The 20,889-nt window shown below is 66.4% G+C and carries 17 protein-coding genes; 12 read left to right on the top strand and 5 right to left on the bottom strand.

The window, feature by feature from the left end; genetic code table 11:
• Positions 1–192 precede the first annotated feature (192 nt).
• The 3 genes from ACGFNJ_RS29530 to ACGFNJ_RS29520 all read left to right on the top strand — a co-directional run bounded on the left by ACGFNJ_RS29530 (position 193) and on the right by ACGFNJ_RS29520 (position 2,645).
• Positions 193–813 (top strand): PadR family transcriptional regulator, encoded by a 621-nt coding sequence (locus tag ACGFNJ_RS29530; protein WP_393455183.1) that lies wholly within the window; start codon positions 193–195, stop codon positions 811–813.
• Positions 814–879: 66 nt separating this feature from the next.
• Positions 880–1,896 carry an ATP-binding cassette domain-containing protein gene (locus ACGFNJ_RS29525; protein ID WP_393455180.1) on the top strand — a complete coding sequence of 339 codons (1,017 nt, stop codon included), beginning with the start codon at positions 880–882 and terminating at the stop codon, positions 1,894–1,896.
• Entirely contained in the window at positions 1,893–2,645 is a 753-nt protein-coding gene (locus ACGFNJ_RS29520; RefSeq protein ID WP_393455177.1) for an ABC transporter permease, read from the top strand. Before ACGFNJ_RS29525 ends, ACGFNJ_RS29520 begins: the two co-directional genes overlap by 4 nt.
• An 88-nt stretch (positions 2,646–2,733) precedes the next feature.
• Here ACGFNJ_RS29520 and ACGFNJ_RS29515 read toward each other — a convergent pair whose 3' ends face one another.
• A complete protein-coding gene (locus tag ACGFNJ_RS29515) occupies positions 2,734–3,591 on the bottom strand; it encodes a LysR family transcriptional regulator (protein ID WP_393455174.1) in 858 nt (285 codons plus the stop codon).
• A 111-nt stretch (positions 3,592–3,702) separates the two neighbouring features.
• Between ACGFNJ_RS29515 and ACGFNJ_RS29510 the strand changes: the two genes are divergently transcribed.
• The 5 genes from ACGFNJ_RS29510 to ACGFNJ_RS29490 all read left to right on the top strand — a co-directional run bounded on the left by ACGFNJ_RS29510 (position 3,703) and on the right by ACGFNJ_RS29490 (position 10,423).
• Positions 3,703–4,995, top strand: coding sequence for an NAD(P)/FAD-dependent oxidoreductase (locus ACGFNJ_RS29510; protein ID WP_393455171.1), 1,293 nt, complete (start codon positions 3,703–3,705; stop codon positions 4,993–4,995).
• 244 nt (positions 4,996–5,239) lie between these two features.
• On the top strand, positions 5,240–6,067 hold the full coding sequence (locus ACGFNJ_RS29505; protein ID WP_393455168.1) for a GNAT family N-acetyltransferase: 828 nt from the start codon (positions 5,240–5,242) through the stop codon (positions 6,065–6,067).
• A 6-nt stretch (positions 6,068–6,073) separates the two neighbouring features.
• Positions 6,074–7,147 carry a lysophospholipid acyltransferase family protein gene (locus ACGFNJ_RS29500; RefSeq protein ID WP_393455165.1) on the top strand — a complete coding sequence of 358 codons (1,074 nt, stop codon included), beginning with the start codon at positions 6,074–6,076 and terminating at the stop codon, positions 7,145–7,147.
• Positions 7,144–7,998 (top strand): hypothetical protein, encoded by an 855-nt coding sequence (locus ACGFNJ_RS29495; protein ID WP_393455162.1) that lies wholly within the window; start codon positions 7,144–7,146, stop codon positions 7,996–7,998. The genes ACGFNJ_RS29500 and ACGFNJ_RS29495 overlap by 4 nt, the downstream gene beginning before the upstream one ends.
• Before the next feature lie 451 nt (positions 7,999–8,449).
• Positions 8,450–10,423 carry a cutinase family protein gene (locus ACGFNJ_RS29490; protein WP_393455159.1) on the top strand — a complete coding sequence of 658 codons (1,974 nt, stop codon included), beginning with the start codon at positions 8,450–8,452 and terminating at the stop codon, positions 10,421–10,423.
• Positions 10,424–10,429: 6 nt separating this feature from the next.
• Here the strand turns inward: ACGFNJ_RS29490 and ACGFNJ_RS29485 are convergent, their stop codons facing one another.
• The 3 genes from ACGFNJ_RS29485 to ACGFNJ_RS29475 all read right to left on the bottom strand — a co-directional run bounded on the left by ACGFNJ_RS29485 (position 10,430) and on the right by ACGFNJ_RS29475 (position 14,811).
• The gene (locus ACGFNJ_RS29485; RefSeq protein WP_393455156.1) at positions 10,430–10,915 is read right to left on the bottom strand and encodes an acyl-CoA dehydrogenase family protein; all 486 of its coding nucleotides are present in this window, start codon (positions 10,913–10,915) and stop codon (positions 10,430–10,432) included.
• A gap of 25 nt (positions 10,916–10,940) precedes the next feature.
• A complete protein-coding gene (locus ACGFNJ_RS29480; protein WP_393455153.1) occupies positions 10,941–14,324 on the bottom strand; it encodes a BTAD domain-containing putative transcriptional regulator in 3,384 nt (1,127 codons plus the stop codon).
• A gap of 151 nt (positions 14,325–14,475) precedes the next feature.
• Positions 14,476–14,811: a WhiB family transcriptional regulator gene (locus ACGFNJ_RS29475; RefSeq protein WP_393455150.1), complete on the bottom strand. Its 336-nt coding sequence runs from the start codon at positions 14,809–14,811 to the stop codon at positions 14,476–14,478.
• Positions 14,812–15,061: 250 nt separating this feature from the next.
• Here ACGFNJ_RS29475 and ACGFNJ_RS29470 point away from each other — a divergent pair, with 250 nt between their 5' ends.
• Entirely contained in the window at positions 15,062–15,421 is a 360-nt protein-coding gene (locus ACGFNJ_RS29470) for a hypothetical protein (RefSeq protein WP_393455147.1), read from the top strand.
• Between the two features lie 162 nt (positions 15,422–15,583).
• Positions 15,584–18,064: a LuxR C-terminal-related transcriptional regulator gene (locus ACGFNJ_RS29465; RefSeq protein ID WP_393455144.1), complete on the top strand. Its 2,481-nt coding sequence runs from the start codon at positions 15,584–15,586 to the stop codon at positions 18,062–18,064.
• A gap of 22 nt (positions 18,065–18,086) precedes the next feature.
• On the opposite strand, the gene ACGFNJ_RS29460 is transcribed toward ACGFNJ_RS29465, so the two are convergent.
• Positions 18,087–18,494 carry a hypothetical protein gene (locus ACGFNJ_RS29460; protein WP_393455141.1) on the bottom strand — a complete coding sequence of 136 codons (408 nt, stop codon included), beginning with the start codon at positions 18,492–18,494 and terminating at the stop codon, positions 18,087–18,089.
• A gap of 210 nt (positions 18,495–18,704) precedes the next feature.
• On the opposite strand from ACGFNJ_RS29460, the gene ACGFNJ_RS29455 reads away from it, so the two are divergent.
• Together ACGFNJ_RS29455 and ACGFNJ_RS29450 are read left to right on the top strand one after the other, a co-directional pair.
• A complete protein-coding gene (locus tag ACGFNJ_RS29455; RefSeq protein WP_393455138.1) occupies positions 18,705–20,462 on the top strand; it encodes an alkyl/aryl-sulfatase in 1,758 nt (585 codons plus the stop codon).
• 51 nt (positions 20,463–20,513) lie between these two features.
• Complete coding sequence (locus ACGFNJ_RS29450) at positions 20,514–20,888, top strand: SHOCT domain-containing protein (protein ID WP_393455135.1); 375 nt, start codon at positions 20,514–20,516, stop codon at positions 20,886–20,888.
• The last annotated feature ends 1 nt before the right edge of the window (position 20,889 follow it).

Below are 20,889 nucleotides of genomic sequence, written 5' to 3'. Positions count from 1 at the left end.
TGCGGGCAGGCTGGGTGCGGGTGACCTCGGTCTTCCGTCTTGCGAAAGATGGCTGGCCGGGTTCGTCCGTACCCGGTGAGTTACCCCTGGCTCGCCAAATCAGTTGTCGCGTAATGCGATAAAAGATTTGGCGAGCCTTTCGCGTATCGTGGCGGGCGCAGTGACGCCGTAAAGGTGCGATAGCCTGCGAATATGGCTGTTCCCACTACGCGGATGCTGGTGCTCTACATCGTCCGCTTGCTGCAACCGGTGCACGGATACGACGTCCGGCGCGAGCTGTTGTCCTGGCATGCGGACGATTGGGCGAATGTGAAGCCGGGTTCGGTCTACGGCGCATTGAACACACTGCAGCGCGACGGCCTGATCGCGGTGGAGGGGGTCGGGCAGGAGGGGGCTCGGCCGGAGCGCACCACCTATCGGCTCACCTCCGAGGGGGAGAAGGAGTTCGGCGAAATGGTGCGTTCGGCATTGTTCTCTGCCGAGCAGCCGAAGTACCCGTATTTCGCTGCGGTTGCGTTGTTTCCGGCGGTGCCGAGGGACGACGTCATCGCCGCGCTGCGCAGTCGGATCCTCAAGTTCGAGGCCGAGCTCGTCTTCGCCGAGCGCGAGATCGCGCGGATCCTGGCGGGCAGCGGCGATCCCGCCGAGACCGAGCCGTATCACGTCGCCGATGCGATGGGCCTTGCCGCCGCACACACCAGGGCCGATTTGGAGTGGTCGCGAAAGACGTTGGAGCGCATCGAAACCCGCGAGCTCGATGTGTGGGACGGCCAGTACCAGCGGATGAACACCTGGGAGCCGGGCATGCAGTGAGTCTGGTTGATCAAGCCTGAATAGTAAAGCTTGACTATTTAGTCGATCGTTCCTACCGTAATCGGTGTGGAAACGATCGACACCGTTCGTGGCCGCACACGCACAGCGGTCATCGAGGTGCATGGGCTTGCCCGAACCTTCAAAACCAGAACCGGTCCCGTCGAGGCGGTCAAGGGGGTCGATTTCGCCGTGTACGACGGCGAAATCCTCGGTCTCCTCGGCCCGAACGGCGCGGGCAAGACCACCACGCTGCGGATGATCAGCACGCTGATCGCGCCGACCGCGGGCGAGGCAACCATTTCCGGCGCCGACCTACGCACCGAATCGCGGACCGTCCGTGCGCGCATCGGCTACGTCGCACAGGGGCACACCACCAACGACCTCGAACTGGTCATGGACGAATTGGTGCTGCAGGCACGACTTTTCGGACTCGGCAAGGCGCAGGCGATCGCCAACGCCGAGGAGCTGCTCACGGTGCTCGAGCTGGACGGGCTCGGTGAACGCAAGTGCGCCGAGCTCTCCGGCGGCCAGCGGCGGCGCGTCGACATCGCGCTCGGTCTCGTGCACGGGCCGGGGCTCATCTATCTGGACGAGCCGACAACGGGGCTCGATCCGCAGAGCAGGGCCAACCTGTGGGAACACATTCGCAGGCTGCGGGATCGGGGGACGACGATCGTGCTCACCACCCACTATCTCGAAGAGGCCGACGCGCTGTGCGACCGCGTGCTGGTGATGGATCACGGCGGCATCGTCGCCGAGGGCACGCCCGATGAACTGAAACGCCGCATCGCCGGCGACGTCGTCAGCCTCGAAATCGCCGAGGGCCAAGCGGATCTCGTGCTTGCGGTGGCCGAGGACGTGCTGACGGTCCGTTCCGGCATGCGCTCCGACGGCGCGGAGCATCCGGGAAACGTGGTGGTGCACTTGACCGTCGAACGCGGCGACGCCGCGGTGGTGCCGCTGCTGCGGGCGCTGGACGAGCGTGGCATCGCACCCGGTGCGCTGACCGTCAAACGACCGAGCCTCGACGATGTCTTCCTCACTATCACCGGACGTTCACTGCGCGAAGGAGATCGGGCATGAGGTTCCTCCGAGAGACCGGATTGATCTTCTGGTCGCAGCTGCGCACGAACCTGCGCAACCCGACCTGGGTGATGATCGGCCTGTCCCAGCCGGTGCTGTATCTGGTGCTGTTCGGTCCGCTGTTCAAGGGGATCGCGCCCGCGGGCACGGATCCGTGGAAGGTGCTTACCCCGGCGCTGGTCATCATGACCGGCATGACCGGTGCGCTGTATGCGGGATTCGCCATCGTGGTCGAGGTCCGCTCGGGAGTCGTCGAACGGCAACGGGTTACGCCCGCCGACCGGGGTGCGCTGCTGCTCGGGCGGGTGCTCAAGGACATGGCCGTCCTGACCGTGCAGGCGCTCGTGCTGGTCGGGGTCGCCGTGCTCGCGTTCGGATTGCGGCCTGCGCCATTGGGTTTGGTGCTGTCGGTGCTGCTCATCGCGGTGATGGCGGCCGGTCTCGCTTCGGCGTCGTACGCGCTCGGGCTGTGGGCCAAGGCGGAGGGCACGCTGGCGTCGGTGCTCAACAGCATCACGCTGCCGGTCATGCTGCTGTCCGGGATCCTGCTGCCGATGAGCGTCGGGCCGACCTGGCTGCGTGGCCTCGCCAAGGCAAACCCGTTCTCGTACACCGTCGATGCCGCCCGCGCGTTGTTCCGTGGCGACTATGGCGTCTCCGATGTCTACATCGGCTCCGGCGTCACGGCGGTGCTCGCAGTGCTGCTGGTGGTGATCGGCGCCCGCAGCTTCGCTCGCGAGAACGCCTAGTCATTGGTTGCCATGAACGGGCACGGCGCGACCCCGAGCTTCGGCTCGGGGTCGTTCGCCTATTGCGCACCAGCGGGTTTCGCGCTGCTCAGGTGCGGTGCAGTGCGCCGAGCAACGTGGTCAGGATGGAGGAACGGCGGAGGTCGCTGCGCAGCACCGCGGACACCGGGATCCGCAGCTTGGCCTCGGCGAGCCGCAGGACGACCAGCCCCTCGGTCGGACTCTGCGCGTAGAGCACCGTCCATGCGTCGGGCCGGTTGATCAGCTCCAGGGTCGCGGTGTGGTCGGGCGGGATCGGCGGGCCGAAGGTGGGCCCGGTGGGCAGCTCGGCGAACGCGGACCGAATCACGGTGTGCAGCAGCACCTGTTCCTGTTCCGGCGGCAGCAGCAGCGGATACCGGCTCAGGTCCGAGAGCGTCACCGTTTCGCTGGTGGCCAGCGGATGCGCGCTGGAGGTGGCGATCACCAGATCCTCGACCCACAGCTGTTCCACTTCCAGCCCCGGCTGGTCGACGCTGCCGCGGATCAGTGCGAGATCGCAGTCGCCGTCGGCCACCGCGGTGATGCGCTGCCGGAACGGCTTGATCACGAACTCGATCTCCGCCTCGGGATGGGTCGCGCGGGCGCTGGCGATCGCCGACAGCGAGCGCGTCGCGAAGGACATGTTCGCGGCGAGCCGGATGCGCGGACCGACGGTGCGCACCGCCGCCCGGATCGCCGACTCCAGGCTCAGCATCTGTTTCGCAAGGGGAAGTAGCCGTGCGGTGGCGTCGGTGGGCACCACTGATCGTGTCGAGCGCTCGAACAATTGCACGCCGAGGTCGCGCTCGAGCCGGGAGATCTGATGACTGATCGCGGACTGTGAGATGAAACACCTCGCGGCCGCGCCGCTGAAGCTGAGCTCCTCGCAGACGGCGACGAAGTAGGTGAGCTGCCGAAGTTCCACAGCGCCTCTCATTAATGACGGATCGAGATAAGAGTCATCTGTATTATGCGCCCTAACTCCTGAAATATCCTCGTTCCCGATGACGGTTGGTAATGAGAGAAGGAGGCTGTCATGCAGTACGTGGATGCGGGTATCGAAACCGCGGGTGTCGTCATCGTTGGGTCGGGGTTCGGCGGACTCTCCGCCGCCAAGCAACTTGCCAAGTCGGGTATCGAGTACGTGCTGATCTCCAGCACGCCGGAGCACCTGTTCCAACCGTTGTTGTACCAGGTAGCGACCGGTGTGCTGGCATCGGAGGAGATCGCGCCGCCGATCGCCTCGATTCTGCGCCGCCACCGCGAGGCCGACGTGCGCCTCGGCAAGGTGGTCGCCATCGACCCCGCCAAGGCGATCGTCACCTATGAGCACGACGGCGAACAGCGCCGGATCCGGTACGGATCGCTGATCGCCGCCACCGGCGCCAGCCAGTCCTACTTCGGTCGTGACGATTTCGCGGAGAAGACCTTCTCGCTCAAGACCATCGACGACGCCAAGCTGCTGCGTGCACAGATCCAGCGGGTCTTCGCCGAGGCGAAGGACGCGGACGAGGAGACCAAGCGCAGGCTGCTGAGCTTCGTGGTCGTCGGCGCGGGCGCGACCGGTGTCGAGGTCGCGGGCCAGCTCAAGGAACTGGCGAAAAGGTACTACCACCAAGAAGTTTCGGTCACCCTCGTCGAGGGTGCGGGCGAGGTGCTTCCTCCGTTCGGCGGCGGGCTCTCGGAATACGCGAAGAAGTCGTTGACGCGTACCGGCGTCGAGGTGCTGCTCGGCACCTTCGTGACCGACATCGAAGCGGGCAAGGTCACCGTCAAGGACAAGAGCGGCATCGAGAGTGGCATCGCGGCCGAGACCGTGGTCTGGTCGGCAGGCGTGCAAGCGGGCGGATTCGCGAAGATCCTGGCCGAGGCCACCGGTGTGGAGACCGACCGGGCGGGCCGGCTGCTGATCAACCCCGATCTCACCGTCGGCGGCTACGCCGACATCTACGCGATCGGCGATATGACCTCGCTGAACGGCTACCCGGGACAGTCGCCGGTGGCCATGCAGGAAGGCAGGCACGCCGCCGACATCATTCGGCGAAAGAAGCAGGCGGGCACCGCATTCAAGTACTGGGACAAGGGCAGCATGGCGGTGATCAGCCGGTTCAGCGCGGTCACCAAACTGAACGACCGCATCACCTTCCGCGGCGTGCTCGCCTGGTTCATGTGGCTCGCGGTGCACCTGTTCTACCTCGTCGGGTTCCGTAACCGGTTCGCCGCGGTCGCATCCTGGCTGGTCGCCTTCATCGGCACAGGTCGTCCTGGCTTCGCCGAGGTCACCAAGACCGCCGAGCAGCGACGGGTCGAGCAAAGGTCTGCCGCGTAACGGAGCAATCGAAAGTCGCATCGCGTAGCTCGCGGTGCGACTTTCTTGTTGCTCGGCTCGGTATGTTACGGGCGTTCAGCCGGGCTTAAATCATGTGAAAGATGCATTAACGGCGCGAGGGCGCGAACAGGTCGCGACAGTCCGGTAAACGCTTGGTGTGACCGCAATCTCGTTCATCGAACGGGCATCGACGCGACACTTCGAGGTTGCTCCGGCGCAGTGTCGGTCTCGTTTCATCACGGTTATGACTATTACGTCCGTGTTGACAGCCCCGGCGCGTTCGACGGACACCGGGGTGGAACGGTCACGGTACTCGCTGGTCGTCTCGTCCGACGCTGAGCACCGCGTGGCGGCGCAGCGACTGCGCTACGGCGTCTTCGCGAGCGAGCCCGGTTTCCAGATCCCCGACAACGGGACCGGCCTCGACGCCGACTCCTTCGATGACCACTGTGACCACCTGCTCGTCCGCGACGACCGGACCGAGGACTTCGTCGGCTGCTACCGGATGCTGCCGCCGGACAAGGTCGCCGCCGCGGGCGGTTACTACACCGCCACCGAATTCGATCTGGCGCAACTGGATCCGGAAGGCATGCGCATCGTCGAGATGGGCCGCGCCTGCGTGGTGCCCGATCACCGCAACGGTTCGGTGCTGACCCTGATGTGGGCGGGCATCCTGCACTACATCCAGCTCACCGGCTACGACTGGGTGATGGGCTGCGTCTCGGTCCCGATGCAGGACGGCCCGGCCGACGAGCCAGGCGTCAACGTCCGCGGCGTCCGTGACCTGCTGCTCGGCAGGCACGCCTCGGATCCCGAACAGCGCGTGCACCCGTACCGACCGGTGGTGGTCGACGGCAAGACCCTCGACGAGATGACCCCGCCTACGCGGCCCAAGCTGCCGCCGCTGCTGCGCGGGTACCTGCGCCTCGGTGCGGAGATCTGCGGCGAGCCCGCCCACGATCCGGACTTCGCGGTCGCCGACTTCGTCGCGCTGCTCGGCCTCGACACCATCAACACCCGCTATCTCAACCGGTTACAAGACGCCGCAGCGTCTTTCGATGGAGGACGGTGAGAGGACATGGTCTTCGACGCACCCCCCGCACAGGCCACCGCCCACTCGTGGATGCCGTCGAGCCCCTGCGGGGCAGGCTGCATCGACTCGATCGATGAGGTCGGCACCGGAAGGATGATCGGCAGGCTGTTCGGCGTCGCCGGGCTGCTCATCAGCTTTCCGGTGGTGAATCTTGTTACCCCGCAAGGCAAGCGGGAACAGCTGCAGCGCGGCTACGCGCGAAAGTTGTTGGGTTGTCTTGGAATGGAATTGCGCATCGTCGACCGCAGGGGGACGGCAGCCGGCGGAGCCGGCGGGGTGGGTGAGCACAGGGTCGACACCACGAATGAGAGCGGCGTTGTCGGTGAGGGCAACGCCGCTCCTGCCGTTTATGGGCCTGCTGGCACCGGCGTCATGGTGGTGGTCGGGCATATCGGCTGGACCGACATCGTTGCGCTGGCCGCGGTGCAGCCGCTCGGCTTCGTCGCCCGCGCGGACATGGTGGACTGGCCGGTGCTCGGCAAGCTGGCCACGCTGATGCGGGTCATCCCGATTGAGCGGGAGAAGTTGCGCGCGCTGCCCGGCGTGGTGGCGCAGGTCGGCGCGCGGCTGGCGGCGGGCGACCGGATCGCGGTGTTCCCCGAGGGCACCACCTGGTGCGGCCGTGCCTACGGTTCCATGCGGCCCGCGCTGTTCCAGGCGGCGATCGACACCGAAACCCCGGTCCAGCCGGTGCGTTTGCGCTATCTCGACCGGCACGGCGCGCAGTGCACCGTCCCCGGTTTCGTCGGCGAGGACACCTTCGCATCCTCGGCCCGCCGGGTGCTGCGATCCCGCGGCATGGTCGCCGAGGTCGTGCTCGAACGGGTCGAACAGCCGGGCACCGACCGCAGGGAACTGGCCCGCCGCTGCGCGGCCGCCGTTCGTGGCACCGAGCTGTCCAGGCACGGCCTGCGCGATGCCACCCTGTGGATCGAGGCGGGCAAGACCCGCGTGCAAGACCCGTCCGTCGCCGCGGACGCGCCGGAGGTGCGCAGGCCGCGTCGTCTGCGGCCGGTGCTGCGTGGCCGGGATCGCCGGGTCGACGTGGCGGCCGAATGAGCCTGCGCCGCAGGAACGTGCTGGCCGCCGCGCTCGCGGCGCTGGCAGTGACGGCCTGCGGCACCACGCAGGCGCCGGACGCGTCCGCCGCGTCCAATGCGGTGCCGAGCTACGAGATCAAGCTCAATCTCGGTGCCACGGCACTGGATTCGACGGGTGCGCTGACACCGGAGGTGCGATCGACCTTCGGTCTCGGCGGCACCCCGAAAGAGCTGGCCTACGAGTATTTCGACACCGCGGGCCTCGACCTGAACGCCGCGGGCTGGAGTGTGCGGTTGCGGCACAAGGCGGGCAGCGACTTCGATCTGAACTACAAGAAGCGATTCCCGGTCGCCGACGGTGCTCTCGACGCGGCGCTGACCCAGGCCAACAAGCAGGGATTCGATTCGTCGGACACCGATTACGAGGCACAGGTCGACTGGACCTACAGCAAGATGACGCTGAGCTTCGCCACCAAGAAGTCCGAATCGGCCAAGGGGTACCAGGGCACCGCGCTGCCCAGCGAGTCGGACGCGCGTGCGCTGCTCGTCGCGCGCCTCCCCGGAAAGCTGAAGGACTGGTCCGCCGCGAACTGGGGCAAGGACACGCTGAAGGCGTCCAGGCAGCACGGCCCGGTGCAAGCCAAGGATTGGACCGGCACCTGGCAGGGCACCGACATCGACATCGAGGTGGTGCCGATCCGTGCCGCCTCGGGCTCGGGCACCGAGACGGTCATCGAGCTGTCCTTCAAGGCCGACAAGAAGAACGACGCGACGACCTTGCGCGACAAGGCGATCGACACGCTCCGGACCCACGGCTGGCTGGCCTCGACCGACGTCCTGAAGACCGACCTGATCCTGCAGCGGTACTGAGCATCGGCGTCGCGGCGGTGCGCATCCGCCACGACGAGCGGAATCCTCCTGCGGCTCTGAGTATTTGGTAGCTATCACAACCCTCTGCCGAATCCATTGGTCAATGTGTCTATTCGGGCCTGCGGCTGATCGCGTTTTCTATTGCCTCTCGATGCCCTTCGTCATTCATGCGGAGAATAGGGCTTCTTAAATGGAGTTAAGTAGGACGTCGTAACCAGTTCGTGATTCGCGAATTGACTTACCCTGGTGCCTGATCGACCAGCCGAATGCGTCGCTCCTGGATGCAGTCGGCTCTGGCAGGAATTCCGTACATCGAAGTGCGGCACGCTATTTCGCTCGGTACCGGGCCCAGTGCAGTCCACTTGCTTCGAGGCGGACGGCTCGGTGATGCGCGTGCCCGCGCGGCGATAAGTAACCGGCCGAGTCCGGTAGTGAGGTGCAGATGTCAGTGATGCGTTCGTCCGCACGCTATGTGGTCACCACCATGGTGACCGTCGGTATAGCCGTAGGGTCGTCTGAGGTCGCTGCCCCCGCCATCGCGCACGCGGAGCCGATCCCGTGCGCGGGGACCTTCAATCTGTTCATCCCCGGCACCTGGGAGACCGACGAGAACGCCGATCCGCGGCGGCCGGTCGGCATGCTCGCGCCGATCGCGGAGGCGATCCAGCGCGAGCAGGGGCCGAGGTCGGAGATCTTCTTCACCCCCTACATGGCCCGCGCGTTCGACAACGGCTTCACCTACGCCGACAGCAAGAACACCGCGCTGAACAACGCGAGGACCGTGCTGCACGATTACGGCACCCGTTGCCCCGCCGCGAAATTCACGATCAACGGCTACAGCCAGGGCGCCGACGCCGCAGGCGACATCGCCGCCGACATCGGCAACGGTCGCGGGCCGATCCCCGTCGACCGGGTCCTTGCCGTCGGCCTGCTCGCCGACCCGGGAGCGGGCACCGCGGGCGTCTCCGTCGTCGGCCCCGACACCGCGGGCACCGGAATCGCCGATCCACGACCGCAAGGCATGGGCCTGCTCGCGGGCCGGGTCACCTCGATCTGTGATCCCAAGGACCTCTACTGCTCGATCCAGAAGGGCGCCAACCCCCTGCTCGGTGCGCTGGGCTCTATCCTGAGCAAGGCGCTCACCGGCGGCGGTGCCCTACCGACGCCCGAGGCCAATTTTCCACTGGCCGAGGCATTGACCGCAGATTTCTCCAAGGCCGACCTGCCAGGCCTGGCCGGGGCCGTCGGCGATCTGACCGCCAGCATCACCGCGCCTGCCGCCATCGATCTGACGCGGGTCCGTGCCAACGCGCACACGCTGCTGAACACGATCAACCCGCTCGCCGATCTGATCGACTCCGGCGCGGCCAACCCGGCCGCCACCGCCCGGCTGACCGCTGCCCCCGCGGGCACCGCCGAGAACAACGCGGGCGAGGTGCTGGCCCTGGCCGAGCAATCCGATCTCGCCGAGGCCGCATCGGCGGTGACCGCCATCGCGGACACCGCCGACAAGCTGCTGAACAACGGGGTCCGCAAACTGCGGTCGAATTCACTGAAGGCTCGCTCGCTGCGCAGCTCGGCCCACGAAATCAGCGACCAGGTCGCGCCGTTGGCTGCGACCTCGCCCGACATCCTCGGCTCGGCCAGGAACATCCTGGCACTGCTCAAGCCCACTGTGCTGGTCGACCAGGCGCTCGACGTCGCCGCCGATGTCACCACGGTGGACTTCCCCGGGATCCTGGCCAACCTCGCGCTGCTCCCGCAGAAGGTGCTCGCGATGGACGCCGCAGGCGCTCATCAGATTGCGGGTGAGCTGAACAATCAGCTGCACCCCTTGGTGCAGCTGGCGGGAAACGTTGACCTGAAATGGATCTCGCAGGTGCTGTCGGTGATCCCCGACTCGCTCGGCTTCAGCGCGGTGACCTCGATGGTGACCTCGATCCTGTCCGCCGTCGACATCCCGCGGCTGGCGAACATCGTCGGCCGCATCCAGGACGTGGCATGGTCGGTGCTCGAGAAGCTGGTCCCGCCGCCCGGACAGGTGCCCGACCTGATCGGCGCCGGTACCGCGCTGACCGGCCTGCTGCCGATCGGCCAGGACTTGGCCGCGGCCGCGGTCGACATGCTGACCGGCAAAGCCCGCCAGCCCGCGCCGGAGGTGCTCGGCAAGCGGGGCACCGGTCCGCGCACCATCGCGAAGGCCGATGATCTCGACCTCAAGGCACTGACCGGTCAACTCACCCAGATCGCGCCGATCAACCCCATCAATCTGGTCAACCTCATCAGCGACGGCCTCAGCGCCGCCAACTTCGTCGCGTCCGGCGCACACATGAACTACGGAAACCTGATCGTCGACGGCTCCGGCCGCAACGCCGTCCAGTGGCTCGGCGACTGGATGAACCTGCGGATCGGGCGCGTCAAGTGACCGCTGTTAGTCGAGGGGGAGTCCGAGCAGGGCGCGCGCGGCGTTTCGGCGGGCGGTCGGCCGGAAGACCGCGTGCCTGCTCGCCGCGAGGACGTCGTTGAGGCATCGGGTCAGCACGCTGGGGTTTCGGATCGAGCTGGTTCCGCCCGCTCGGTGCGCGAATTGCACTGCGGCGAGCGCGGTTTCGATCGCTTCGGCGGCGACCATCGACGTGCTGGCCTGGACCTGGGGTGGCACGGCGCCGGTGAGCGCGCTGTGCCAGAGCGTGTCGGCGCTGTCGAGTAGGTAGGCGCGAAGTGCGCCGAGGCGCGCGAGAACGGTGCCGAGCTGGTCCTGGAATACCGGGTCGTGCGCGATCGACTGTCGTTGTCCGAGTGGGACTCTGGTGGCGGCCAGCTGGCCGAGCTCGTCGACGGCACGCTGGGCGATCCCGAGTGGCACGGCGGCGAGCAGCGGGCTCAGCGCGAAGAACGGGATGAGCCGACATCCCACGGTCCGCTCGTTCGGACCGCTGGGCTCAGCGGGTTGCGAGTTGGGGAGAAGGTTCGTCGCCGGTGGGGCGAGGCAGGGGAGTGGGGCGCGGAGCGAGGGACTCGAGCACGGCGTGGATTCGGCGCAGCACGGTATCTGCGCGGGCGCGCAGGGTTTTCGCGGTGTCGGCGTTGCCGGTGAGATCGGCGAGGTCGGCGAGCAGTGCGTCGAAGGGGCCGAAGAAGGCTGCGCCGGTGTCGAATCCGATCAGCGTGCCGGAGTAGGGGAGTAAGGCTTCGAACAGTTCCCGGCATGCTTGGACCTCGCCGAGGGCGACGGCGGCGGTGGCGCGGAAGGCGGACATCAGCGGCCAATGAAAGTCGCGTCGCACCAGGGCGTGTTCATGGAACAGCGTCCTGGCCCGCGCTTCGTCACCGCCGTGCAGCAGACAGACGACATACAGCTGCGCGACTCGATCGGGGTCGGCGGCGTACAGCGGCGTCAACCGGTCAAGCAGGTCGGAGATGTCACCGCGAGCCCAACTCACGGTGAGACCGCCGACGAGCCGGATCGCGTCCATGTTCGCGACATCGGCCTCGGCCATCCTGGCAACGAACCGCTGATACTTGCGCTCGGCCTCGGTCAGGTCGCCGCGCAGCACCTCGACTACTGCGGCAAAGGACAACAGGACATCGGGCAGTGGGCTTGCGCGGGCGTAAGGGGCGCAGTCGATCGCGTCCGCCGCGTGCCTGCTCGCCGCGCGAAGATCGATGTCCCGGCAGGCCGCCAGAAAACGCAGATAGTGCGCCAGCGCCTGGTAATCGCACCGCCCGGCGGCACGGGCGACACCGAGCAGTTCGTCGGCGATCGGCCGCCAACTCGATGCGCCAGCAGCGTCATCGACCGTATGCGCGACGGCATTCAGTGCGGCGCAGACCAACTCGGGATCACCGGTACGGCGCGCCAGGGTCAGTGCTTCCTCCGCGCGCTCACGCATCAGCGGGATCACCTCCGCCGTCTCGATGACGAGGGTGACGAGCAGTGCAGCCCGCTCCGCCACCGAATCGGTCCGCGCCAGTGCGGCTTCCAGTGCATGAATCAGGTGCGTGTCGGTCGCGCACCAGTCCGGTGCGACCCGGATGGTCGGCGCCATCCGACAGGTGAGCGCCCGCACTATCAGAGTTTCGTCATCCAGGTCTTCGGCCAGCCCGAGGGCCCTCTTGCGAACGACTCGTGCATGCGCGGCTTGGCCGTCGTACGCCAACGCGTCCGCGAGCACGCAGAGGGTCTCGAACAACGCCAGCCGATCGTCCGGGTCTGCGGTTCGCGCCGAATGCCCTGCGAGCTCATGCAATTCGACGGCGGCATGCCACAGACCGACCGCGCCCGTGCGGATGCCGACTCGTTCATATCTGCGGGCCACCGCGACCACGTGCCGCAGCGCATGTGCGGCCGTTGTCCTGGTGGCCCCACGGGCGGCGTGATGTGCCAGTAGCTCGGCGTCCCTGAGATCGGCGGTGCGCTCGTCGATCCGCGCCTCCAGGAATTCCATTGCGCTCCAGTGCATTCGGCCGCATCGCAGCGGCGAAATGCTGTTGTACACCGTGTCCTGGACCAGCGCCTGGTCGAGGGCGATCCGTTCCCGGTGGTCGAATCCGGCCAGCCCGGCCGCGGTGGCAGAGTCGATGAGATCGACAAGCGTCTCCTCGGCGACGCCGGAAAGCGCGACCAGAGTGTCGAAATCGATCTCCCTGCCCCAGACCGCGATGTACTGCAGCACGGTCAGCATGCCCTCCGGCATCTGCTCGATCCGGTCGATAAGCACCGCGCGAATGTTCTCGGGCAGCCCGCGTGAATCCCCCCGCGCCGCTATCCGTTTCGACACCTCCCTGACGAAGAAGGGGTTGCCGCCGGTCCGTTCGTGCAAGGTCTGGAGCGCTTCACGGTCGATCGTCGCGAGACCGGCATCCTGGGCGACTTTGCGGGTTCCCGCCAGGTCGAGGCCTGCCAATTCGACCCGTTCGGTCATCCGATCGGCCAGCGCCGCTTCCGCCGCACGCAGCGCGGGCGACAGCTCGTGGTCGCGCACCGTCACGATGACGAGAACGGGCTCGTGCTGCAGCCAGTTCGCCAACTGTCGCAGCACTTGGAGCGTCGCGTCGTCCGCCCGGTGCGCATCCTCCAAAACGATGACGACAGGGCTGTTCACCACGAGTTCCCGGCATCGCCCCGTCACCGCCCGCACGATCGTGAACGGATCGACGTGGCCGGAGGCTGGCTCCGTGAAGGCAGGCGCGCCGCCGAGTTCGGCGAGAATTTCGGTCCACGCCCACGCGGGCGGTGCGCCGTCGACCTCGGGGCAACGGCCGATGGCGGTGGTCCACCCGTCGGCGCTGAGGTTGGCGGCCACCGACGTGGTGAATGTCGTTTTGCCCGCGCCCGCCGCCCCGACCAGCCAGGTCAGCCTCAGCCCGGAATGACAGGCTTCAGCCGCGGTGGCATACAGGGCGGAGCGCTGCTGTGGGTAGAACGTCGGCTCGGCGCTCGAGTCGACCGAACTCATCGGCAGGGTGCGCGGGCGTGGTTCGTCGCGGTGGGCCGGTGGTGCCGATATCCCGAGCGGTGTGGTCGTGCGATCGCCGACGTGATCGGGCTCGACGCTTTGTTTCAGGATCGCCGATTCGAGGTCGGCCAGCCGCGGTCCCGGATCGATGCCGAAGTCCGAGCGCAAGAACTCGCGGGCCCGGCGCACGGTAGCCAGCGCCTCTACTTGTTGTCCGAGTCGATATTGTGCCGCGGCCAGCAATCGAACACTTTCTTCACGCCCAGGGTGTTCTTCGACCTGCTGCCGTAGCACGGCAACGACCTCACCGAGTCTGCCTAGTTCCAGTGCCGCTTCGGCGCGCATCTCGGTCGCGGTGACCCGCATATCGGTGAGTCGGGAAACCTCGGCAGCCGCCCATGACGCGCTGGAAAAGGATTCGAATGCGGCGCCGTGCCAACAATTCAACGCCTCGTCGAGCAGACGATAGCGCTCCAGCGCCCCCGGCCGATCGACTGGATCATGCATCCGCTGTTCATACTGTCGCATCTGTGCCTCGAACCGCCACGCGTCCACACTTCCGACGGCCAATCGCAGCGCGTATCCGCCGCCTTCGGACACCAGAATTCGCGCCGCGGTTCTCGGTCTTCGAGAAGGCTCGAGCACGCGCCGTAAATTGTGGATCTGGACCTGCAGCACGGCAGGCGCGTGTGACGGCGGGCCACCCTCCCAGACGTCCTCGACCAGGCGATCACTGCCGATGACCTGTCCACCGGCCAGTACCAATCGGCCGAGCACCGCTCGTTGCCGACCGGCACCGATGCGGGCGGTCCGACCGCCGAGCGAAACCTGTAGCGGACCGAACACCTGAACCTGTGGCTCCGTCATAACACGACGTCCCTCCGACCGTCGGGAAATCAACACCATCATTTAGCGTGAAGAACGACCGGTAAATTACCGTTAAGTATCCGAATGTACAAACCGGACCGATCGTGAACATGTCCAGCAAACTTATTGGCGGACAACGGCATCCACTCATTCAGACCGGGATCTCGGCAAATCCGCACAGCGCGCAGGTACGGTCGGGCCGGGCCGAGTGGATGGTCCGCCAGCACTTCACGCAACGTCGCGGTTGGGCTTGTCCGGCCGCGATGTTTCGCAATACCGCGGCCCCTTCCCGGTCGCCATCGAGCCACACGCCGGCGACAATCCCACGCTGCTGGGCTATCTGTAGCGCGTGCGCGGCGCAGTTGATGACAACGGGGCAGCGACGGCAGTACGCCAACGCCTGCCTCGGGTCGCCTTTCGGTGGCACGGCGGGGTGAAAGACTCCCGGCGCGGCACCCCGGCATGCGGCCCGATGTCGCCAGTTCACACGACCACCTCCTATTCGATTTCCCGGCAGGCAGGCAACGGCGTATGACGCCGGAACGCATTCTCCGGATTCGAGCTTCAGGAATGCCGCTACTGTATTCGCGGGACCCGCCCGTTGCGCAACCTTCGATAATTACGAAAGGGTATCGAATTGAATCGGAAGTCGAATGGAAGATATTCGGAAGATAAATGGAAGTATGTCGGCGGATAATCGTCGGCACATATTTCTTCGACTCGCAGGAGCGCATCCGATGTCCATACCGTCGACCATCGAATCCGGACCGACGATCCCCGCTGTGCACCCGTGGACGACTACCTGTAGTGCATCGTTCCTTGTGGCACTGCTCGGATCGGGACCGCTGGCCGCCGTCCTCACCGAATACCGCACGAACTGCATGTCGCACGTCGATTCGATGGCTGCCGCAGCCACGCCGGAACCCCGCCTGCCCGGACTGTACCGGGATCGCGACGGCGATATCTGGCAGAAGACCGACGCGGGCTGGCGACTGCGCAGACAGCATGGTGTCGTCGTCGACGACGCGTCGCTCTGGGAATGGATGGACGGCCACGTGCGGGACTATGGGCCATTCGTTCCGCTCCCCATGGAGTAAGCGGCGTGGTTTCCGGCCATGCCGTTCGATCATGGCCGGAAACGTGGAACTGATCTGGAAACACAGCGTGCTCCATTCGAAAGCATTCCGGAAGCGTCGTGCCGGAAACTATGCGAGCCGATCGGGCAAACGCGTGCCGATCGCACGAATCTAGGGAAGCCTATGACGACTGGATCGAAACTGTCCAAGACTGCGATACCGACTTTCGCGTTCAGGCCTATCGCGCGGCCCGAACTGTACGACCGGCTCGATGCCGCCATCGCCACGGCGCAAGGGCACGCATTGCTGATCTCGGCGCCGGCGGGCAGCGGGAAAACCGTGCTGATCGCCGATTGGCTCGGCAACCACTTGCGCCCGTCGCAACCCGAAACGGATGTCAGATGGCTGACCGTGACCAGGCGAAATGCCGGGGCCGCTGCGCTGAGGACCGTGCTGCCGTGCTCCGTTGTCCAGCATCCCGCCGTGCTCGTCATCGACAACGCGCATCTGATCACCGACCCGCCCGCCCTTGCCTATCTGGAATACGTTCTCGCACACCTGCCTTCGTCGATCACCGCGGTGATCTCGGCGCGGTTCGCACCACCGCTGCGCTGGCACGCCGTAGAGCTGCCCGGCCTCGTATCATGCTTGGGCCCAATGGATCTGGCGTTCACCAAGGCTCGCGCGAAACAGCTGTGCGATGAACACAACTGCCCGCTCACCGACGCCGAACTCGGCACCGTCATGGATCTGACGCACGGCTGGCCCGCGCTCGTGCGGATCGCGGCGCGTCAGCTCCGTACCCGCCGTGATCGGCAGACCGCACTGGCCGAGCTCGCGGGCACACCACGCGCGGTCGCCGACTTTCTGCTCGCCGAATTCGTGGACACGCTGTCCGAGCAGGTTCGACGATTCGTCGTCGACACCAGCGTTCCGGCAACCTTCACCGCGGCCCTCGCCGAACAGCTCACCGGCCTCGACGCGCATCAGATTCTGGACGGACTGCTCCGGGTCAATTTCCCGCTCACCCATGCGGCACACGATGGCGAGCTTTGGTTCAGCTATCACCCGATGTTGCGCACTCATCTGCTCGCCGAGGCCCGCTACGGCGCTACCTATCTCGAGGTGCACCGCCGCACGGCCGATTGGTATGCGGCGATGAACATGCCCATGGCGGCGCTGCCGCACGTGCTGGCGGGCACACCGTTCGAGCTGTTGCGTTTCCTGCGCGAGATGGCGATGCGCATCGTGCTCGACGGCGCCGGTGAGCGCCTGTTCCACCAGCTCGAGCGGGCCGCGAGACTCCCGGCCGACGACCCGTATCTGTGGGTGCTGCGGGCGATCGACGCGCTCGAACGACACGATGTCAGCGCGGCGGTGACCCACTTGGGCCTGGTGTGCGAACGCACGCCGAACACCGAAACCATTGCGCCGAGAGGCTGGATCGTGCCACTGACACTGGCCGCCACCGCGGCCACGGCGATCGCCAGCGGCACGGGGCTCACCGAAATCAAGCTGCCCGAACCACTTCCGGTCACCGGACAAGCCGATATCGACTCCTACGTGGCGATCGAGGCAGCCGCGGTGATGGTGGCGCGCGGGGATCTCAGCGGTGGTCGGCAACAGCTTCGGCGTGCCCTCGCCCTGGCGAAGTGCGTCGGCAATCATCGTTTGGTCGTCCGGTCCACTGCTCGCCTCGCGGTCGCCGCCGGCATTCGCGGCGGTATCTCGGTGGCGCGCGAGATCGCCGACCGGGCCGTCCGGATCGCCGACGCCCACCATCTCGGTGATTGCGCCGATGCCGTTGCGGCAAAGTCTGTCTCGTCCTATGTCGGCTACCTCGTCGGCCGACATGACACCGACCCTGCTCTGCCGATGCGGCAGCCGGGCTGCGCCGGACTCGTCACGCAGCTGCGGACGTTCGGATCCGCTGAGGACAAGTACGCCGCCGCGGAGTCGTTGCGCGCGAGCATGATGCGACTGCTCCAGCGTGCTCGCGCGCTACCCGCTGTCGCGAGCCTGGTCCTGCCGCAGGTGGTCCGCGTCCTGCTCGAGGTCAATGACGCACATACCGTGCGACCACTGATCGATCAGGCCGACGAGGCTCTCGGTGCACAGGCAGGCAGCACGCTCGCCCGCGCCATCGTCGCCGCGCACTCCGATCACCCGAAAACTGTTCTCGGCCTGGTGGAACCGGTCCTCGCCGACGCCGACTCCGCGCACCCGGTGCATACGCTCACCGCGCTGTTGCTCACCGCCTCGGCGCAGGCCGCGCTGGCAAATCCGTTGCCCGCCAAGGCCGCGGTCGAGTCGGCCTTGCGTGTTTCCGAGCCCGATCACCTCGTGCGGCCGTTCCTCGATATCGCCGGAATCATCGAGCTGCTCGACGCCAACGTCGGGACCTTCGGGCGCTACAACAGATACGCCGAGGAGATCCGGCATCATCCGGCGGTCCGGCGCGGCGACGCGCAACCGCGCCTCACCGCCACCGAACGCACCGTGCTCGACCAGCTGCCGTCCGGACGGACCGCTCAGCAGATCGCGGAAAGCCTTGGCGTGTCGATCAATACCGTCAAGACACATCTGCGCGGGATATACGCAAAGCTCGGCACCACGTCCCGCGCGGAAACCCTGGTCCTCGCGCGCCGCACCGGTCTGCTCTGACCGGGCGGTCGGGCCGAGGCGGTCATGCCCGGCCCGGCCGCCAGGTGGCGACGGCCCAGATGACAACGACGTCGAGCACGATGATCAGGATCGACCACGCCGGATAGTAGGGCAGCGACAGGAAGTTCCCGATGATCGACAGCGCGGCGACAATGATGGCCGAGACTCGGGCCCAGGTCGCGCCTGCCATCAAGCCGATCGCGCAGATCGAGAGCAGGACGCCGAGCACGGTGTGTGTCCACCCCCACGAGGTGGTGTCGAATCGGTAGATGTACTCGAAGCCGACCACGTAGAGCTGATCGGCGACGATCGCCGCAATGCCCTGCAGGATGGAGATTACGCCCACGGTGAGCAGTAACACGGCCGCCGCGAGGGATGTGCCTGCGGCCGCGCGGTGCTGCGGGTGCTCGATATCCGGCTCGTGTGTCATGGATCGTCCCTTCCTGAGTGGGTTGGTGGACGACTTCGAATCTGCTCCCTGCGGGTCGGCCGCACTTCGCCCGTCGCGGGTGACTCTGTCCGGCCGCCCGCGTCCGCGCCGCGGTCGGACCGAATTCATCCGCGGTGGGTGAGGAAATCGGGCGGCCGCGGCGGCACTGTCGATAGCGCACCGTCCGAATCGACAGGAGTGGAGCAGCACATGCTTGCCTACCATGATCTGCTCGGCACTCTCGCACCCTGCGTGATCACGAATGCGGACGATGCCGTGGTCTGGGAGATGGAATCCTTCGGCTTTCTGGCAGGTGTCCGTCCGGCCACCGTCCATCCCGGTTTGTGGCGGCTGAGCCGTCGCGCCGTCCGGCACGGTCTCTTCCAGGTGTGCGAGGGCATCTATCAGGTGCGCGGATTCGACGTGTCGAACATGACGTTCGTCGAATCCGATCGGGGCGTGATCGTGATCGACCCGTTGACAAGCACCGAAACAGCCGCCGCCGCCCTGCGGTTGTACCGCAGGCATCGCGGTGAGCGGGCAGTCGTCGCCGTGGTCCATACGCATTCCCATGGCAGCCACGGCGGCGGCGTGCTCGGTGTCGTCGACGCCGAAAGCACCGTGCCGATCATCGCACCGACACGGTTCCTGAACACGTTGGCGCGCAACGTATCAACGGCGCCCGCTGTGCAGCGACGCGGCGCCTATTGCTCGGGCGCCGCGCTGGCGCACGGGCCGCGCGGCAAGGTCGACATCGAAGAGGCTGCTGACCCTGTCGTTGCGGCTACCCACCTGCTCGCACCGACGCTGGAGATCACCGACACCGGCATGGACGAAGAGATCGACGGCATCCGGATGATCTTCCAGCTGGTGCCAGGCACCGAATGGCCCGCCGAGATGAATGTCTTCTTTCCTTGTGCCCGAGCACTGTTCATGGCCGACCAGGTCGGGCAGAGCATGTACGACCTGGTGCCGCTGCGGGGCGGGCCTGCGCGCGACGCGCGCATGCGGTCGCGCGGCATCGCCGAGGCGATCGAACTGTTCGCCGACGATATCGATGTCGTCTTCGCCGCACACCACTGGCCGAGCAGCGGCCGGGCCGAAGCGCTCGCGTTTCTGCGCGACCACCGGGACATGTACGCCTACCTGCACGACCAGACGGTGCGCCGACTCAACCAGGGCTACACCGGAATCGAGATCGCCGAGGAGCTGCGCCTGTCACCGCGGCTGCGGGCGCAGCCGCACACCGCTGGGCGGTCCGGCTCGCTGAACCACAATGTCAAAGCGATCTCTCAGCACTATCTGGGTTGGTACGACGGCAATCCCGCGCATCTCTGGCTGCATCCGCCACGAGCCCAGGCGGCGCGCTATGTCGCACTGCTCGGCGGCGTCGAGGCCGTGGTCGGCAAGGCGCGCGAATTCGCGGCGGCAGGCGACCTGCGGTTCGCCGCGGAACTGGGGAGCCATGCGGTGTTCGCCGATCCGGACCACGCGGCGGCCAGGGCCACCTTGGCTTCCGTCTTCGAGCGGCTCGGCAACGGCGCCGAATGCGCGTCGTGGCGCAATTGCTATCTCAGCGGCGCGGCCGAATTGCGTTATGGCCGTGGCAGTCCGGCGCGACGGCCCGGTGTCGCACCGGCACTGGGTATCACGCAGCTGTTCGACACCATCGCGTCGACCATCGATGGCCCGCGGGCCTGGTCCCAGCAGTTGAGCATCCGATGGGTGTTCACCGATTCCGCCGAGATCTACCACATGGAGCTCAGCAACGGCGCGCTCATCCACCATCCGGCCACCAGGCCGAGGCCGGCCGATCTGGAGGTGACATTGACCAAACCAGGCTTGCTCGTCCTGCTCGACACCGGATCGCTCGACCATCTGCAGACCGCGGGTGACACCGCAGTGTGGTCCCGGCTGCTTGCGCTGACCGATGCGGCCGACCCTGATTTTCCGATCGTCACCCCGTAGCCGAATCGCCTGCACCACAACCGGTCCGGCGCCCAAGGAAGGGTAACCGATATGTCTTTTTGGGATTTCCTGTGGTTCTCCGTTTTGACGTTCTTGTTCGTGGCGTACTTGATGATCCTCTTCGCCATTATCTCCGACCTGTTCCGTGACCGCAGTACCTCCGGATGGGTAAAGGCACTGTGGATTATCTGCCTGCTCGTTCTTCCCTTTGTGACCGCGTTGCTCTATCTGATTGTGCGCGGGAATTCCATGGCGGAACGGCGCGGCGTCGAGAACCTGCGCTACTACGAGGCCGAGAACGAATACATCAGAACAGTCGCAGGAATCGACTCGTCGTCACAGATCGCCACCGCGAAGCGGCTGCTCGACAACGGTGCGATCACCGACGAGGAATTCAAACGCATCAAGGAAACGATCCTGCCGTAGC

The organism is Nocardia sp. NPDC049149, from assembly GCF_043197455.1.
Lineage (GTDB): Bacteria > Actinomycetota > Actinomycetes > Mycobacteriales > Mycobacteriaceae > Nocardia.
This window is presented reverse-complemented; position numbering and strand designations above follow the sequence as displayed.

What these genes read in the sequence shown, in the direction of transcription:
- ACGFNJ_RS29510 (WP_393455171.1), top strand. Translation starts at nt 3,703, where the DNA reads ATGCAGTACGTGGATGCGGGTATCGAAACCGCGGGTGTCGTCATCGTT.
- ACGFNJ_RS29450 (WP_393455135.1), top strand. Translation starts at nt 20,514, where the DNA reads ATGTCTTTTTGGGATTTCCTGTGGTTCTCCGTTTTGACGTTCTTGTTC.
- ACGFNJ_RS29530 (WP_393455183.1), top strand. Translation starts at nt 193, where the DNA reads ATGGCTGTTCCCACTACGCGGATGCTGGTGCTCTACATCGTCCGCTTG.
- ACGFNJ_RS29465 (WP_393455144.1), top strand. Translation starts at nt 15,584, where the DNA reads ATGACGACTGGATCGAAACTGTCCAAGACTGCGATACCGACTTTCGCG.
- ACGFNJ_RS29520 (WP_393455177.1), top strand. Translation starts at nt 1,893, where the DNA reads ATGAGGTTCCTCCGAGAGACCGGATTGATCTTCTGGTCGCAGCTGCGC.
- ACGFNJ_RS29490 (WP_393455159.1), top strand. Translation starts at nt 8,450, where the DNA reads ATGCGTTCGTCCGCACGCTATGTGGTCACCACCATGGTGACCGTCGGT.
- ACGFNJ_RS29460 (WP_393455141.1), bottom strand. Translation starts at nt 18,494, where the DNA reads ATGACACACGAGCCGGATATCGAGCACCCGCAGCACCGCGCGGCCGCA.
- ACGFNJ_RS29505 (WP_393455168.1), top strand. Translation starts at nt 5,240, where the DNA reads ATGACTATTACGTCCGTGTTGACAGCCCCGGCGCGTTCGACGGACACC.
- ACGFNJ_RS29470 (WP_393455147.1), top strand. Translation starts at nt 15,062, where the DNA reads ATGTCCATACCGTCGACCATCGAATCCGGACCGACGATCCCCGCTGTG.
- ACGFNJ_RS29455 (WP_393455138.1), top strand. Translation starts at nt 18,705, where the DNA reads ATGCTTGCCTACCATGATCTGCTCGGCACTCTCGCACCCTGCGTGATC.
- ACGFNJ_RS29500 (WP_393455165.1), top strand. Translation starts at nt 6,074, where the DNA reads ATGGTCTTCGACGCACCCCCCGCACAGGCCACCGCCCACTCGTGGATG.
- ACGFNJ_RS29495 (WP_393455162.1), top strand. Translation starts at nt 7,144, where the DNA reads ATGAGCCTGCGCCGCAGGAACGTGCTGGCCGCCGCGCTCGCGGCGCTG.
- ACGFNJ_RS29480 (WP_393455153.1), bottom strand. Translation starts at nt 14,324, where the DNA reads ATGACGGAGCCACAGGTTCAGGTGTTCGGTCCGCTACAGGTTTCGCTC.